General features: G+C 48.2%; 9 protein-coding genes. 7 read left to right on the plus strand and 2 right to left on the minus strand.

Features of this window, described 5'->3' with window-relative positions; translation table 11 throughout:
- The first annotated feature begins 75 nt into the window (after positions 1 to 75).
- The 7 genes from ACOOE0_RS11175 to ACOOE0_RS11205 all read left to right on the plus strand — a co-directional run bounded on the left by ACOOE0_RS11175 (position 76) and on the right by ACOOE0_RS11205 (position 15,464).
- Positions 76 to 10,185: a beta strand repeat-containing protein gene (locus ACOOE0_RS11175; RefSeq protein ID WP_420398998.1), complete on the plus strand. Its 10,110-nt coding sequence runs from the start codon at positions 76 to 78 to the stop codon at positions 10,183 to 10,185.
- Between the two features lie 21 nt (positions 10,186 to 10,206).
- Positions 10,207 to 12,228, plus strand: a complete 2,022-nt coding sequence (locus ACOOE0_RS11180; RefSeq protein ID WP_420398999.1) for a gliding motility-associated C-terminal domain-containing protein — start codon at positions 10,207 to 10,209, stop codon at positions 12,226 to 12,228.
- A gap of 47 nt (positions 12,229 to 12,275) precedes the next feature.
- A complete protein-coding gene (locus ACOOE0_RS11185; protein ID WP_420399000.1) occupies positions 12,276 to 13,187 on the plus strand; it encodes a type IX secretion system membrane protein PorP/SprF in 912 nt (303 codons plus the stop codon).
- A 73-nt stretch (positions 13,188 to 13,260) separates the two neighbouring features.
- Entirely contained in the window at positions 13,261 to 13,800 is a 540-nt protein-coding gene (gene idi, locus ACOOE0_RS11190) for an isopentenyl-diphosphate Delta-isomerase (protein WP_420399001.1), read from the plus strand.
- Positions 13,790 to 14,197: a 6-pyruvoyl trahydropterin synthase family protein gene (locus tag ACOOE0_RS11195; RefSeq protein ID WP_420399002.1), complete on the plus strand. Its 408-nt coding sequence runs from the start codon at positions 13,790 to 13,792 to the stop codon at positions 14,195 to 14,197. Before idi ends, ACOOE0_RS11195 begins: the two co-directional genes overlap by 11 nt.
- Position 14,198: 1 nt before the next feature.
- Entirely contained in the window at positions 14,199 to 15,167 is a 969-nt protein-coding gene (locus ACOOE0_RS11200; protein WP_420399003.1) for a type I phosphomannose isomerase catalytic subunit, read from the plus strand.
- A 24-nt stretch (positions 15,168 to 15,191) separates the two neighbouring features.
- A complete protein-coding gene (locus ACOOE0_RS11205; RefSeq protein ID WP_420399004.1) occupies positions 15,192 to 15,464 on the plus strand; it encodes a hypothetical protein in 273 nt (90 codons plus the stop codon).
- 3 nt (positions 15,465 to 15,467) lie between these two features.
- On the opposite strand, the gene ACOOE0_RS11210 is transcribed toward ACOOE0_RS11205, so the two are convergent.
- Positions 15,468 to 16,163 carry a DUF4369 domain-containing protein gene (locus ACOOE0_RS11210; RefSeq protein ID WP_420399005.1) on the minus strand — a complete coding sequence of 232 codons (696 nt, stop codon included), beginning with the start codon at positions 16,161 to 16,163 and terminating at the stop codon, positions 15,468 to 15,470.
- A gap of 45 nt (positions 16,164 to 16,208) precedes the next feature.
- Positions 16,209 to 17,471, minus strand: a complete 1,263-nt coding sequence (locus ACOOE0_RS11215) for a DUF819 domain-containing protein (RefSeq protein WP_420399006.1) — start codon at positions 17,469 to 17,471, stop codon at positions 16,209 to 16,211.
- Between the last annotated feature and the right edge of the window lie 29 nt (positions 17,472 to 17,500).

The raw sequence follows: 17,500 nt of genomic DNA on the forward strand, positions 1-17,500 counted from the left end.
TGATTTAAAAGCTTTATTAAGCTCTAACAATTACAATAATTCAACCCAGACCCGATGTCTACTAATCATAACCCCATGAAAAAGAGCATCTTAGTTGCAATCCTCATGCTTTTTACAGGAATTGCATTTTCTCAAACCACAGTAACCCTACAAGATCAATGTAACTGCGAAGTCTTGAGCGGAACTTTGGTCACCGCGGCAGGAGCAATAACTCCTGCTGGAGCAGATACAGGAGACGTTTATGTCAATACCAATACGGGAACCATTTATTTCTGGGATGGTAATTCTTGGGAATTGACGTCAACAGATGATCAGCAGTTAACTGGGTTTACGTTGGATGGAGCTACAAATGAATTGACATTGACATTGGAAAATGGGGGAAATGTAAGTGTCGATTTAAGCAGTTTAAGCGATACACTTACAGATACCAATACAACAATTACTTCTTTCGGAATTGATGGAACTAACACCAACCTTGAAATTACGGATTCCGACGCGAATACATTTTCAGTTGCCCTAGCAGCATTGGCGGCATTGATAGATACTGACACGGATAACCAGACAGTAGACGGATTGACCTTCAACGCTGGAACTGGCGAGCTTGCGATCTCACTTGAGGACGATGGCGTAGCCCCTGTGACCGTGGATATAAGCGGTGTTGATACAGATACCGATGACCAGACAGTTGATGGGTTGACCTTTAACGCAGGAACGGGCGAGCTTGCGATCTCCCTGGAGGACGATGGCGTGGCTCCTGTAACGGTGGATATAAGCGGAGTGGATACCGACACGGATGACCAGACGGTTGACGGATTGACCTTCAATGCGGGGACAGGTGAACTTGCAATCTCCTTGGAAGATGATGGAGCGGCCCCTGTAACAGTTGACCTTTCGGCCCTTGATACCGATACGGATGACCAAACGGTCGATGGATTGACATTCAATGCCGGTACGGGCGAGCTTGCGATCTCCCTTGAGGACGATGGAGCGGCCCCTGTGACGGTGGATATAAGCGGAGTGGATACCGACACGGATGACCAGACGGTTGACGGATTGACCTTTAACGCAGGAACGGGTGAGCTTGCGATCTCCCTGGAGGACGATGGCGTGGCCCCTGTCTCGGTTGACATAAGTGGAGTAAGCACGGACGACCAGACCGTTGATGGACTGACCTTCAATGCCGGAACAGGCGAGCTTGCAATCTCCCTTGAGGACGATGGTGCTGCCCCCGTGACCGTGGATATCAGCGGAGTAGATACTGATACCGACGACCAGACAGTTGACGCACTTACATTCAATGCAGGGACAGGCGAGCTTGCGATCTCCCTTGAGGATGATGGCGCGGCCCCTGTCACGGTTGACATAAGTGGAGTAAGTACGGACGACCAAACAGTCGATGGATTGACCTTCAATGCCGGAACCGGCGAGCTTGCGATCTCCCTTGAGGACGATGGTGCTGCCCCTGTCACAGTTGACATAAGCGGAGTTGATACAGATACGGATGACCAAACAGTCGATGGACTGACCTTCAATGCAGGGACAGGCGAGCTTGCGATCTCCCTTGAGGATGATGGCGCTGCCCCTGTCACAGTTGACATAAGCGGAGTTGATACAGATACGGATGACCAGACGGTCGATGGATTGACCTTCAATGCAGGGACAGGCGAGCTTGCGATCTCTCTTGAGGATGATGGCGCGGCCCCTGTCACGGTTGACATAAGTGGAGTCAGTTCCGATGACCAGACAGTTGATGGACTTACTTTCAATGCCGGTACTGGCGAACTTGCGATCTCTCTTGAGGACGATGGTGCTGCACCTGTGACCGTGGATATAAGCGGTGTTGATACAGATACCGATGATCAGACTGTTGATGCCCTGACATTCAATGCGGGAACGGGCGAGCTGGCGATCTCCCTTGAGGATGATGGCGCGGCCCCAGTCACAGTTGACATAAGTGGAGTCAGTACGGACGACCAAACAGTCGACGGGTTGACATTCAATGCTGGAACAGGTGAGCTTGCGATCTCCCTAGAGGACGATGGTGCTGCCCCTGTCACAGTTGACATAAGCGGAGTTGATACAGACACGGATGACCAGACAGTTGATGGATTGACCTTCAACGCAGGGACAGGTGAACTTGCAATCTCCCTTGAGGATGATGGCGTGGCCCCTGTCACAGTTGACCTTTCGGCCCTTGATACCGATACCGATGACCAGACCGTTGATGGCCTGACCTTCAATGCAGGAACAGGTGAGCTTGCAATCTCCCTTGAGGACGATGGCGTGGCCCCTGTCACAGTTGACCTTTCGGCCCTTGATACCGATACCGATGACCAGACTATTGACAACTTATCGATAGCCAGTGGTGAATTGAGCATTTCATTGGAAGATGATGGAGTGGCACCATCCACAGTGGACTTGATCAGTGGGAACGCCAATAACGATATAAGCGCAGGAACTGACGGCGGACTTTATCTGAACGTGGCGTCCGTAAGTATTTCTGAAACCATTACAACGTTAACGGATAATCTGGATGGAACCTTCACCTACACGAGTGAAAATGGTACTCCTACAAGCTTTACAGGTACTGACGACCAGACGGTCGATGGACTTACATTCAATGCAGGTACTGGCGAATTGGCCATCTCCCTTGAGGATGACGGCGTGGCCCCTGTTACCGTTGACATAAGCGGAGTCAGTACGGATGACCAAACGGTCGATGGACTTACATTCAATGCCGGTACGGGCGAGTTGGCGATCTCCCTTGAGGACGATGGCGCTGCCCCTGTCACCGTGGATATAAGTGGTGTTGATACCGATACCGATGACCAGACCGTTGATGGATTGACCTTTAACGCTGGAACCGGCGAACTTGCTATCTCCCTTGAGGACGATGGCGCCGCACCTGTCACCGTGGATATAAGCGGAGTGAGCACGGATGACCAGACCGTGGACGGGTTGACCTTCAATGCCGGAACGGGCGAGCTTGCAATCTCTTTGGAGGACGATGGCGCTGCCCCAGTTACCGTTGATATAAGCGGGGTAAGTACGGACGACCAGACTGTCGATGGATTGACCTTCAATGCAGGAACGGGCGAGCTTGCAATCTCCTTGGAAGATGACGGCGTAGCCCCTGTCACGGTTGACATAAGTGGGGTAAGTACGGATGATCAGACTGTCGACGGATTGACATTCAATGCCGGAACGGGCGAGCTTGCGATCTCCCTGGAGGACGATGGTGCTGCCCCTGTCACAGTTGATATCAGTGGAGTGGATACCGATACCGATGACCAGACAGTGGACGGATTGACCTTCAATGCCGGTACGGGCGAGCTTGCGATCTCCTTGGAGGACGATGGAGCTGCCCCTGTGACCGTGGATATAAGCGGTGTGGATACAGATGACCAAACAGTTGATGGATTGACCTTCAACGCAGGTACTGGTGAACTGGCCATCTCCCTTGAGGATGATGGAGCGGCTCCCGTTACAGTTGATATAAGTGGTGTTGATACCGATGACCAGACAGTGGACGGATTGACCTTCAATGCCGGTACGGGCGAGCTTGCGATCTCCCTTGAGGATGATGGTGTGGCCCCTGTGACCGTAGATATAAGTGGAGTCAGTACCGATGACCAGACAGTCGATGGACTTACATTCAATGCTGGAACAGGCGAGCTTGCGATCTCCTTGGAGGACGATGGTGCTGCCCCTGTGACCGTGGATATAAGCGGAGTGGATACCGATACGGATGATCAGACAATAGACAACTTATCTATAACAGGAGGTGAATTGAGTATTTCCTTGGAAGATGATGGAGTGGCGCCGTCCACGGTGGACCTGATCAGCGGAAATGCCAACAACGATATAAGTGCAGGAACTGACGGCGGACTTTATCTGAACGTGGCGTCCGTAAGTATTTCTGAAACCATCACAACATTAACAGATAATTTGGATGGCACCTTCACCTACACTAGTGAAAATGGTACACCAACAAGCTTTACTGGTACGGATGCCCAGACCGTTGATGGCCTGACCTTCAATGCGGGTACTGGAGAACTGGCCATTTCCTTGGAGGACGATGGTGTAGCCCCAGTGACCGTGGATATCAGTGGAGTGAGCACGGACGACCAAACGGTCGATGGATTGACCTTCAATGCCGGTACGGGCGAGCTTGCGATCTCCCTTGAGGACGATGGCGCCGCACCTGTCACAGTTGACATAAGCGGAGTTGATACCGATACCGATGACCAGACGGTTGACGGATTGACCTTTAACGCAGGAACGGGTGAGCTTGCGATCTCCCTGGAGGACGATGGTGTGGCCCCTGTCTCGGTTGACATAAGTGGAGTAAGCACGGACGACCAAACGGTCGATGGATTGACCTTCAATGCCGGAACAGGCGAGCTTGCGATCTCCCTTGAGGATGATGGTGTTGCTCCCGTTACAGTAGATATTAGTGGAGTAAGCACGGACGACCAAACAGTCGATGGCCTCACCTTCAATGCGGGGACCGGCGAACTTGCAATCTCCCTTGAGGACGACGGTGTTGCCCCAGTGACCGTAGATATAAGTGGAGTAAGTACGGACGACCAAACAGTCGATGGATTGACCTTCAATGCCGGAACAGGCGAGCTTGCGATCTCCCTGGAGGATGATGGCGCCGCACCTGTTACCGTGGATATAAGTGGAGTCAGTACCGATGACCAGACCGTTGATGGATTAAGCTTCAATGCAGGAACGGGCGAACTGGCGATCTCATTGGAAGATGATGGTGCTGCCCCTGTGACCGTGGATATAAGCGGAGTGAGCACGGATGACCAAACTGTCGACGGATTGACATTCAACGCTGGAACAGGAGAACTTGCAATCTCTTTGGAAGATGATGGAGCTGCCCCTGTAACAGTTGATCTTTCGGCCCTTGATACCGATACAGACGATCAAACAATCGACGGGTTGACCTTTAACGCTGGAACAGGCGAACTTGCGATCTCCCTTGAAGACGACGGTGCTGCCCCGGTTACCGTGGATATAAGCGGAGTGAGCACGGATGACCAAACTGTCGACGGATTGACTTTCAATGCCGGAACAGGCGAACTGGCAATCTCCCTTGAGGACGATGGCGCCGCACCTGTCACGGTAGACATAAGCGGTGTTGATACCGATACCGACGACCAGACCGTTGACGGATTGACATTCAACGCTGGAACAGGAGAACTTGCAATCTCTTTGGAAGATGATGGAGCTGTCCCTGTAACAGTTGATCTTTCGGCCCTTGATACAGATACGGATGACCAAACGGTCGACGGATTAACCTTCAATGCCGGTACGGGCGAGCTGGCTATTTCCTTGGAGGACGATGGCGCTGCCCCTGTGACAGTTGACCTTTCGGCCCTTGATACCGATACAGATGACCAAACAGTGGACGGATTGACCTTCAATGCGGGGACAGGTGAACTTGCAATCTCCCTTGAGGACGATGGCGCTGCCCCTGTCACGGTTGATCTTTCGGCCCTTGATACCGATACGGATGACCAAACAGTTGATGGATTGACTTTCAATGCCGGAACAGGCGAACTGGCGATCTCCCTTGAGGACGATGGCACCGCACCTGTTACGGTAGACATAAGCGGTGTTGATACCGATACCGACGACCAGACCGTTGACGGATTGACATTCAACGCTGGAACAGGAGAACTTGCAATCTCTTTGGAAGATGATGGAGCTGCCCCTGTAACAGTTGATCTTTCGGCCCTTGATACAGATACGGATGACCAAACGGTCGACGGATTGACATTCAATGCCGGAACAGGCGAGCTTGCAATCTCCTTGGAAGATGATGGAGCGGCCCCTGTGACCGTGGATATAAGCGGAGTGAGCACGGATGACCAAACTGTCGACGGATTGACATTCAACGCTGGAACAGGAGAACTTGCAATCTCTTTGGAAGATGATGGAGCTGCCCCTGTAACAGTTGATCTTTCGGCCCTTGATACCGATACAGACGATCAAACAATCGACGGGTTGACCTTTAACGCTGGAACAGGCGAACTTGCGATCTCCCTTGAAGACGACGGTGCTGCCCCGGTTACCGTGGATATAAGCGGGGTAAGTACAGATGATCAGACTGTCGATGGATTGACATTCAATGCAGGAACAGGTGAACTGGCAATCTCCCTTGAGGACGATGGCGCTGCCCCTGTCACGGTTGACCTTTCCGCCCTTGATACCGATACGGATGACCAGACAATTGACAACTTATCAATAACCGGTGGTGAATTGAGCATTTCATTGGAAGATGATGGAGTGGCACCATCCACAGTGGACTTGATCAGTGCGAACGCCAACAACGATATAAGCGCAGGAACTGACGGCGGACTTTATCTGAACGTTGCGTCCGTAAGTATTTCTGAAACCATAACAACATTAACAGATAATTTGGATGGAACCTTTACTTACACAAGTGAAAATGGTACACTAACAAGCTTTACAGGCACCGACGACCAAACAGTGGATGGATTGACCTTCAATGCGGGAACAGGCGTACTGGCCATTTCCCTTGAGGACGATGGTGCTGCCCCTGTGACCGTAGACATAAGTGGGGTAAGTACGGACGACCAGACCGTTGACGGATTGACCTTCAATGCCGGAACGGGCGAGCTTGCGATCTCTTTGGAGGACGATGGTGCTGCCCCTGTGACCGTAGACATAAGCGGAGTAAGTACGGATGACCAGACCGTGGATGGCTTGACCTTCAATGCGGGAACTGGCGAGCTTGCGATCTCCCTTGAGGACGATGGTGCTGCCCCTGTGACCGTTGACATAAGCGGTGTTGATACAGATGACCAAACCGTTGATGGATTGACCTTCAACGCTGGGACGGGCGAGCTTGCCATTTCCTTGGAGGATGACGGCGTGGCTCCCGTTACCGTGGATATAAGTGGAGTCAGTACCGATGACCAGACAGTCGATGGCTTGACGTTCAATGCGGGGACCGGCGAACTTGCAATCTCCCTTGAGGACGATGGCGCTGCCCCTGTCACAGTTGATCTTTCGGCCCTTGATACAGATACGGATGACCAGACGGTCGATGGACTGACCTTCAACGCAGGGACTGGCGAACTTGCAATCTCCCTTGAGGACGATGGTGTAGCCCCAGTAACCGTAGACATAAGTGGGGTAAGTACGGACGACCAAACAGTCGATGGACTTACATTCAACGCCGGTACGGGTGAGCTTGCGATCTCCCTTGAGGATGATGGAGCGGCTCCCGTTACAGTTGATATAAGTGGTGTTGATACCGACGACCAAACGGTCGATGGGCTTACTTTCAATGCGGGGACGGGCGAACTGGCCATCTCCCTTGAGGACGATGGCGCCGCACCTGTGACCGTGGATATCAGCGGTGTTGATACAGATACGGACGACCAAACGGTGGACGGATTGACCTTCAACGCAGGAACTGGAGAGCTTGCGATCTCCCTAGAGGATGATGGCGCCGCACCTGTTACCGTGGATATAAGTGGAGTCAGTACCGATGACCAGACGGTCGATGGATTGACCTTCAACGCCGGTACGGGCGAGCTTGCGATCTCTTTGGAGGATGATGGAGCGGCCCCAGTTACCGTAGACATAAGCGGTGTGGATACCGATGACCAAACGGTCGATGGATTGACCTTTAACGCAGGAACGGGCGAGCTTGCGATCTCCCTTGAGGATGATGGTGCGGCCCCTGTGACCGTGGATATAAGCGGAGTGGACACCGATACCGATGACCAGACCGTTGATGGATTGACCTTCAACGCCGGTACGGGTGAGCTTGCGATCTCCCTTGAGGACGATGGTGTAGCCCCAGTAACCGTAGACATAAGTGGGGTAAGTACGGACGACCAAACAGTCGATGGACTTACATTCAACGCCGGTACGGGTGAGCTTGCGATCTCCCTTGAGGACGATGGCGCTGCCCCCGTTACCGTGGATATAAGCGGAGTAAGCACGGACGACCAAACGGTCGATGGATTGACCTTCAACGCAGGAACGGGCGAACTGGCGATCTCATTGGAAGATGATGGTGCGGCCCCGGTTACCGTGGATATAAGTGGAGTGAGCACGGATGACCAAACGGTCGATGGTCTTACCTTCAATGCCGGGACCGGTGAGCTTGCAATCTCCCTTGAGGACGATGGCGCTGCCCCTGTTACGGTTGACATAAGCGGAGTGGATACAGATACCGATGATCAGACGGTCGACGGATTGACCTTCAATGCCGGTACGGGTGAGCTTGCGATCTCCCTTGAGGACGATGGTGCTGCCCCCGTGACCGTAGACATAAGTGGAGTAAGTACCGACGACCAGACGGTCGATGGATTGACCTTCAATGCAGGGACAGGCGAGCTTGCAATCTCCCTTGAGGATGATGGTGCTGCCCCTGTTACCGTGGATATAAGCGGAGTTGATACAGATACGGATGACCAGACAGTTGATGGACTTACATTCAATGCCGGAACAGGCGAGCTTGCGATCTCCCTTGAGGACGATGGTGCTGCCCCTGTCACAGTTGACATAAGTGGAGTGAGCACGGATGACCAAACAGTGGATGGATTGACCTTCAATGCGGGTACGGGCGAACTGGCGATCTCATTGGAAGATGATGGTGCTGCCCCTGTCACGGTTGACATAAGTGGAGTAAGTACGGACGACCAAACGGTCGATGGACTTACATTCAATGCCGGAACCGGCGAGCTTGCGATCTCCCTTGAGGACGATGGTGCTGCCCCTGTGACCGTGGATATAAGCGGTGTTGATACAGATACCGACGATCAAACTGTTGACGGATTGACGTTCAATGCCGGGACCGGTGAGCTTGGAATCTCCCTTGAGGACGATGGCGCTGCCCCTGTTACGGTTGACATAAGCGGAGTGGATACAGATACCGATGATCAGACGGTCGACGGATTGACCTTCAATGCCGGTACGGGCGAGCTTGCGATCTCTTTGGAGGACGATGGTGCTGCCCCTGTGACTGTGGATATAAGCGGAGTTGATACAGATACGGATGATCAGACGGTCGATGGACTTACATTCAATGCTGGAACAGGCGAATTGGCGATTTCCCTGGAGGATGATGGAGCGGCCCCGGTTACCGTGGATATAAGCGGTGTAAGTACCGACGACCAAACGGTCGATGGGCTTACTTTCAATGCGGGTACGGGCGAGCTTGCGATCTCTTTGGAGGACGATGGTGCTGCCCCTGTGACCGTGGATATAAGCGGAGTTGATACAGATACGGATGATCAGACGGTCGATGGACTTACATTCAATGCTGGAACAGGCGAACTTGCAATCTCCCTTGAGGACGATGGTGCTGCCCCCGTCACGGTTGATATAAGCGGAGTGGATACAGATACGGATGACCAGACTGTCGACGCGTTGACCTTCAATGCGGGGACGGGCGAGCTTGCGATCTCCCTTGAGGACGATGGCGCTGCCCCTGTCACGGTTGACATAAGTGGAGTCAGTACGGATGATCAGACCGTTGATGGACTTACCTTCAATGCCGGTACGGGCGAGCTTGCGATTTCTTTGGAAGATGATGGAGCGGCGCCTGTCACGGTTGACATAAGCGGAGTGGATACCGATACAGATGACCAAACGGTGGATAGCTTTACTTTCAACTCCGGTACCGGTGAGCTTGCGATTTCCTTGCAGGACGATGGTGCTGCCCCGGTTACCGTGGACATAAGTGCTGTGAGTACCGATGATCAAAACGCCAGCGAAGTAGATTTGGTTACCCCTGTGGACATGGATGAAGCGGGAGAAGCATCGCCTACAAACGAAACAACAGTAGAAGAGGCTATTCAAGCCATTGCGCCCATTACATCAAAAGCTGCGCGTATTTTCTACCCACCTTCAATTGCTGTGCCTGCTTCTTCGGTAGGAGCGGCTACGCCAATCGATTTACATGCCCAATATGTGGCCCAATATGGAAGCCCAGCGGTTAGTAATCCCTCGGCACCGAGTGCTATTCCAACCTATGCGGCCAATGAATTGCATTATTATATCACCTATTATGATACAAGTGTATTCTCTGGAGTATCTATCAGCGACACAGGAGTTATGTCTTATACAGTAGATGCGGTACCCACAGGCTACAATTCATTGATCAATGTTGTATTCGTTGTAAAATAACATAAAGACTGAACAAAGATTTTGAGATTATTTGCCCCACATAAGTCTTTATTATTTGTAGTGCTGGCCTTCCTGTTTGGAAGTCAGTTATTACAAGCACAATTCTTGCTGCAAGCTCCCAATAGTGGTGATGAAACCAACTATCAATGGTATGAGGCCTCAGATTTGGGAACCGTTTTGGGAACAGACTTTTTTTACGAAGCTACCCAACCTGGAGTGTATTTTGCCACTTATGACGGAACGCTTTGTGGTTCCAATGCCACAGGTTACTTTATTTTGACGGATTGTGCTGCTCCAGACAATCAGGTTACCTTGAATATTGCTGCCAGTATTCCCTCGGGAGCCACCGTAAGTTGGAACCCTGCGCTCTCAGGAGATCAGACCCAACCCACAGTGACCAGCACCCAGACCGTGGAACGCTATGTAGCCACCATAAGCAAAGCAGGGAATTCCAGCGAACTCCCCAGATTCACAGTAGTTTGTATGAGTCAATCCGGTAATTTGATGGACGATATTGTTTCTGTGGATGAAGATGATAGTGTGGTGGTGGATATTTTCGCCAATGATACGGATTTACCAACCGATGGCATTCTTACCACAACGGATCCTGCAAACGGGAGTGTGACAATTAACGATAATGGCACGGCCAATGACCCAACGGACGATATTGTGACCTACATACCGGATCCAGATTTCAACGGAACCGACACTTTTGACTATACCTTATGTAACTTATTTGGGGCATGTAGCACTGCAACGGTAACTGTTGATGTGCTCCCAATTGTGGATGCTTTGGATGATTCGGTAGCTACAGATCAAGATGTTGCCTTGGACATTGATATGTTGGCCAATGACAATGATCTACCGCTTACTGGAAGTATTACAACCACAAGCCCTACAAATGGATCCATCGTCTTAAATGATAACGGAACACCGACCAATCCTTCGGATGATTTCATCACATATACCCCAAATCCAGGCTATTTGGGAACTGATTCCCTGGATTATACCATTTGTGATGGCGCGGCTAACTGTAGTACTGCCACCATTACCATTATGGTGAATGTTCCTACCATCGATTTAGATGCTGATAATGATGGAATTGTTGACGCTTTTGAGGATTTGAACACGGATAATGATAACGATCCCACTACGGACCCAACTGATACGGATGCGGATGGTATTCCTGATTATCTGGACATAGATAGCGATAACGATGGTATTCCGGATAATGTGGAGGCCCAACCCACATTCGGATATATTCCACCAAGTTTGACAGATGCCAATGACAATGGCTTGGATGACGCTTACGAAAATGGAGGAAACGTGGGATTGATTCCAGTTGATACCGAAGGAGATGGCATTCCGGATTATGTGGATGAGGATAGTGATGATGATAATGTACCAGACCTAATTGAAGGAAACGACCGAGACCAAGACGGGATTGCGGATGTAACCATAACAGGGTCAGATAAGGACAATGATGGACTTGATGATGCATTTGAGGGTTCAACAGCCATAGATATAGATGTCAATGATGAAATAGATGATCCTATTACCAACTTGATGGATACCGATTCGGATGGGGTGCTAGATTATAGAGATGAAGACGACGATGATGACGGAATTGCCACCATTGACGAAGATTTGAATGGTGACGGCAACTACGCTAATGACGATTCGGATGGGGATAATATACCGAACTATCTTGATTCTGACCTTGGGCCAACCCAAGTTGATGCCATTGATGTGATCAATGTGATAACGCCCAATGGAGATGGAATCCATGATGTATTCACCATAAATAATTTAGAAGATTATCCAAACAACACAGTAAAGATTTATAACAGATGGGGTGTGCAGGTCTACGCAACCAAGTCATACAACACCACCGGAAATGTCTTCGATGGCACTTCTGAAGGAAGGGTAACTGTTAACAAGGATAACAAACTCCCTGTAGGTACGTATTTCTATATCATAGACTACCAAGACCCAACAGGAAGAATGAACCAGCTATCAGGCTACCTATACATTAACCGATAAACGAATTTGAAGCTGTGGTAAAGGATATTAGGAAAAAAATAAAATGGTTGCGGATTTTGATAGTGTTGTGCTTGGCTCCTTCGATTCATGCACAGCAGGATGCCCAGTATACCCAATACATGTATAACACGGTAAGCGTAAATCCTGGTTATGCGGGCTCCCGGGGGCATTTAAGCATAGCTGCGCTATATCGGAACCAATGGTTGGGATTGGATGGTGCACCTGAAACCCAAACGCTCAACGTACACACCCCTTTGGGATACCGAGGTGTCGGCCTTGGTCTTTCAGTGGTAAATGATAAAATTGGGCCCACCTCGGAAACCTATTTTGATGTGGATTTCTCCTATACTATTCAAACTTCTTTTGATGGTAAACTGAGCTTTGGTCTTAAGGCCAGCGCCCATATGTTGGATATTCGATATTCGGAATTGGATGAATTTGAGATTGACCCACAATTACAGGCCCAACAGGACATTCGCAATAAGTTTTCACCCAATATCGGAGCTGGGGTGTATTATCATACGGATCGATTTTATGCGGGTGCTTCTGTACCGAGATTGCTGGAAACTACGCATTTTGATCAAGCCTCGGTATCTACCGCCAAAGAACGTATCAATTGGTATATGATTACCGGCTACGTTTGGGATATCAATCCATTTTTAAAATTCAAACCAACGGTTTTGGGAAAAATGGTCCAAGGAGCTCCTTTGCAAGTGGACCTCTCGGCCAACTTCATGCTCAATGAGAAATTTGTTGGAGGAATTGCGTACCGTTGGGATGCTGCCTTCAGTGGGCTTGTAGGCTTCCGACTGTCTGATGAAATCTTTTTGGGACTTGCCTACGATCGGGAAATTACGGATTTAGGCGCTGCCACATTTAATGATGGTTCCTTTGAAGTAATCTTCAGATACGATTTCATCAAGAATTTGGGGAACCTAAAATCTCCTCGATTCTTCTAAATAATTCAGCAAAAGCCACATTTTTTAGAAACTCTTAGGGTTTAAATCGTGACAAAGGTCATATTTTTACCCCATGGAAGAGGAAAAGGTGATATTGGTCAACACCAATGATGAACCCATTGGTTTGATGCCCAAGATGGAAGCCCATGAAAAAGCAGTACTTCACAGAGCTTTTTCCGTATTTATAATGAACAACAAGGGGGAGACCATGTTGCAACAACGGGCGAAGGATAAATACCATTCCCCACTTTTATGGACCAACACCTGTTGCAGCCACCAACGTGACGGTGAAACCAATATTCAAGCTGGTAAAAGGCGATTGATGGAGGAAATGGGATTTTCCACAGAGCTTCGAGAGCTGTTTTCCTTTATTTATAAAGCTCCATTTGACAATGGGTTGACAGAGCATGAGCTAGATCATGTGATGATGGGCCATTACAACGATTCACCCCATATAAATCCCGAGGAAGTTGAAGGTTGGAAATGGATGCAGCCTTCGGATATTAAACAGGATATAGCCCTAAATCCAGATAAGTATACGGCCTGGTTCAAGATTATTTTTGAGCGTTTTTACGATTACCTAACCGATAATAATACCGAACATGAAGGTTAAGGCAAGCAGAAAGGCAAGTTTCAATGCTGCGCATCGATTGTTTAGGTCGGATTGGAGCGATGAAAAGAACGATGCCATTTTTGGAAAATGTAACAATCCCAGATACCACGGACACAACTACGACCTTATTGTGAGTGTTACGGGAGAAATTGATCCAGAAACCGGCTTTGTTATGGATTTAAAGGTTTTGAAAGAATTGATCAAGGAACATGTGGAAGAGGCCTTAGATCATAAAAATTTGAACTTGGATGTTCCGGAATTCAAGGAATTGAATCCCACCGCAGAAAACATCGCAATCGTGATCTGGAATAAACTAAGACCACATATTCATAAAGACAAAGAACTTGAGGTGGTGCTCTATGAAACCCCTCGAAATTTTGTAACATACTCAGGATAAAATGAACAATTACCCTTTAAAATTTACTCCCATTCTTAAAGAACGACTTTGGGGTGGGACCAAGCTAAAAGATGTACTGAACAAATCCATAGAAAGCGAAATTACTGGTGAAAGCTGGGAGCTTTCCGGGGTTGATGGTGATATTTCGGTGGTTGAAAATGGAGATTTGAAGGGCACTTCATTGCAAGAACTGATTCAAAGTAATGGAGAGGCCTTATTGGGTAAAAGTGTGGTTGAGCGTTTTGGGTTGGATTTTCCTATTTTGATCAAGTTTATTGATGCCAAACAAGACTTGTCCATTCAGTTGCACCCTAATGACGAATTGGCCAAAAAAAGGCATAATTCCTTTGGAAAAACCGAAATGTGGTATGTGATGGACGCCGATCCAGGAGCAAAACTGATTGTGGGTTTTAACAGGGATGTAGAAAAGGAAGAGTATGTAAAAAGCTTGGAGGAAGGAACCTTGGAAAGTTTAATGAACTATGAGGAAGTAGCTGAAGGGGATACCTTTTTCATCAATACGGGTAAAATCCATGCAATTGGGGCTGGGGTATTGCTGGCCGAAATCCAGCAGACTTCAGATGTGACATACAGGGTTTTCGACTTTAACCGAAGGGATAAAAACGGAAATCTCAGGGAATTACATACCGAATTGGCTTTGGATGCCATGGACTATGCCAAGAAGGATGATTTCAAGGTAAATTATTCCAATGAACAGGACAGGGTAAATGAAATGGTGGATTGCCCATATTTCAAAACCAATTTCATGGAACTCACCAATTCCCTAGAACAGGATGTCACAAACAGGGATTCCTTTAGCATTTACATGTGTGTGGGAGGGGAAGCGAACATAAGCAATGATGGAGGCAGTGCACTTATAAGGAAAGGTGAAACAGTATTGGTTCCTGCTGCCAGCACAAAAATTAACATTGCTACAGAAGGAGTCAAACTTTTAGAAGTAACCATTTAATAGTACATTTGAAAAAACACTAGTATGGCAAGTATTCGCGATTTAAAGAAAGATGTCAATTTTGTCTTGGGAGACATTATTGAGGCGGTTTACCTGTGGGAAGCTGGTTCTGATAAAAAAGATTCAGAAGAGGGAACCGTAATCATTGACAAAGCCATTAACGTTTTTGATGAGCTTATGGCCAAGATCCATCAAAAGGATGTGGAAAACCACAAAGCCCATTTTAAAAATATCCGAAATCTATTGGAAGAAAAGGCAATGGCCTTGGTTCAAGAGTTCAACAAGCTCTCCAACTAGATACTATTGGCCATCCAATTGTGCCCTTAGAAGTTTCCCGTACTTGGAGGAAGCTACCTGGGGTTCCAGTACCTTGTAAACGGAATCCAAATATATAGGATTTACCACTTCTGCTACTGTAGTCATAAGATAGGGGGTAACATACGAATCCCCATTGATCAACCCAAAATTTAGAGCGTACCTGTACGTGCCTAGTACATTTCTATCGATAAGTCTTTGAATGGAATCCTGTTTAAGGGTATCTTCTTGGAATTCAGGTTGGGCAGCCAACTGAAATAATTCCAATTCCCGTATCCCGAATTGTGACATCATCTCATTGAATTCCTCTAGCTTTTTATTGCTGATGGAACCGGAAATTTCAGGGTTTAGGTCAAAAGTATTCCAATTTGTGTTGATGGTAATGTCCCCCGATTCACCAAAAAAGGTAATACGATCGTTGAGGTCGTTGTTGTCTTGTTTATTCAGATAGAGGTAGAATACATCGGGTTCATCCAATTCATGGGCGAAGACAAAGTTCCCATCACCTTGAATCTCAACAGAATCCAAAACAACCAAAGTAGAGTCCTTAAAATGTTGAAGGTATAAGGTTCCCTTTTTAAGTCCTTTGATGTTCCCCGAAACCGTCATTGTATTTTCGGTTTTGCTTGCACAGGATATCAAAAGCACAAGGAGGGTCAAAACTGATAAAATCCGCTTCATGAATAAAATTTTTGCGTGGCAAATATGCATAAACTTATGGAATAATTAAACCTTGGAAGCAACTTCCATGAGCAAAGCACATAAATAGGCGCCCGCGGTACCCACCACATATCCAAAAACGGCCAGCAAAATCCCAACTGAGGTCAAGGAGGGGTGAAACTCTGCCGCTACAACCGGTGCTGAAGCAGCCCCGCCTACATTGGCTTGACTGCCCACCGCCAAAAAGAAATAAGGTGCCTTGATCAATTTGGCCACCAAGATCAACAAACCTGCATGGATGGTAATCCAAACCAGACCAATGGCAATGAGTCCAGGATTTTCCATAACGCGGCCCAAATCCATTTTCATCCCAATGGTTGCCACCAAAATGTAAATAAACATGCCTCCTATCTTACTGGCCCCGGCTCCCTCGTAGTTTTTGGCCTTGGTAAAGGAAAGACCTATCCCAATGGTCGTGGCAAAAACCACCATCCATAGAAATTTAGAACCTAGGGATGACAAAATTTTTTCCTTATTCCGGATGACCTCAAAATTGGCTTCCAAAAACTCCGCAAAGTGATGTCCCGCTAAATGTGCGATTCCAACCCCTGCAAAAGCATAAAGCAACATCATCATAAAATCATGTAGGGAAGTCACGCGTGCTATTTTCGCTGTATGCGTGCTGACTTTTTCCTTCAGTTCTTCAATGGATGAGGTATCCGCCTTCAACCAATTATCTATTTTTTTGGTTTTACCGATACCCAATAACAGTATGGCCATCCAAAGATTGGCTACCACAATGTCCACCAGCACCATTCCGCCATACTTTTCCTGGTTAAATTGGAAAACTTCCAACATGGCCGCTTGATTGGCCCCGCCACCTATCCAGCTCCCTGCAATTGTGGCCAACCCGCGCCATACAGCGTCAAATCCATTACCGCCAACCGTTTCTGGAGAAAATATGGATACAATCAATATAGCAATGGGCCCTCCAATGATAATTCCTGCCGATCCGGTCAAAAACATGATCAATGCTTTGGAACCCAAGTTTGCAATGGCCTTTAGGTCTATGCTCAAGGTCATTAGGATCAAGGCTGCAGGCAACAAATACCGACTAGCCATATAATAGGTATTCGAGGATTTTTCATCCACGATTCCCGTACTGGCCAAGATGGCCGGAAGCAAATAACACATGAGCACTGTTGGCACAATACCATAGAATTTTTTCCAAAAGCCTGTCTTAATGGATGAGGTGTAAAAAACAAAACCGAGACATAAACAGAGAAGACCAAAGATGATGGTATCTTCGGTAAAAGGTAGTTGGTTCATACAATAAATCTAGTGACTCCCAAATATAG

The sequence above is a fragment of the Flagellimonas sp. genome, assembly GCF_965215805.1.
Classification (GTDB): domain Bacteria; phylum Bacteroidota; class Bacteroidia; order Flavobacteriales; family Flavobacteriaceae; genus Flagellimonas.

Excerpts from the sequence above, each read along its gene's own strand:
- ACOOE0_RS11200 (WP_420399003.1), top strand. The coding sequence starts at position 14,199 with ATGAACAATTACCCTTTAAAATTTACTCCCATTCTTAAAGAACGACTT.
- ACOOE0_RS11175 (WP_420398998.1), top strand. The coding sequence starts at position 76 with ATGAAAAAGAGCATCTTAGTTGCAATCCTCATGCTTTTTACAGGAATT.
- ACOOE0_RS11195 (WP_420399002.1), top strand. The coding sequence starts at position 13,790 with ATGAAGGTTAAGGCAAGCAGAAAGGCAAGTTTCAATGCTGCGCATCGA.
- ACOOE0_RS11215 (WP_420399006.1), bottom strand. The coding sequence starts at position 17,471 with ATGAACCAACTACCTTTTACCGAAGATACCATCATCTTTGGTCTTCTC.
- ACOOE0_RS11205 (WP_420399004.1), top strand. The coding sequence starts at position 15,192 with ATGGCAAGTATTCGCGATTTAAAGAAAGATGTCAATTTTGTCTTGGGA.
- ACOOE0_RS11210 (WP_420399005.1), bottom strand. The coding sequence starts at position 16,163 with ATGAAGCGGATTTTATCAGTTTTGACCCTCCTTGTGCTTTTGATATCC.
- idi (WP_420399001.1), top strand. The coding sequence starts at position 13,261 with ATGGAAGAGGAAAAGGTGATATTGGTCAACACCAATGATGAACCCATT.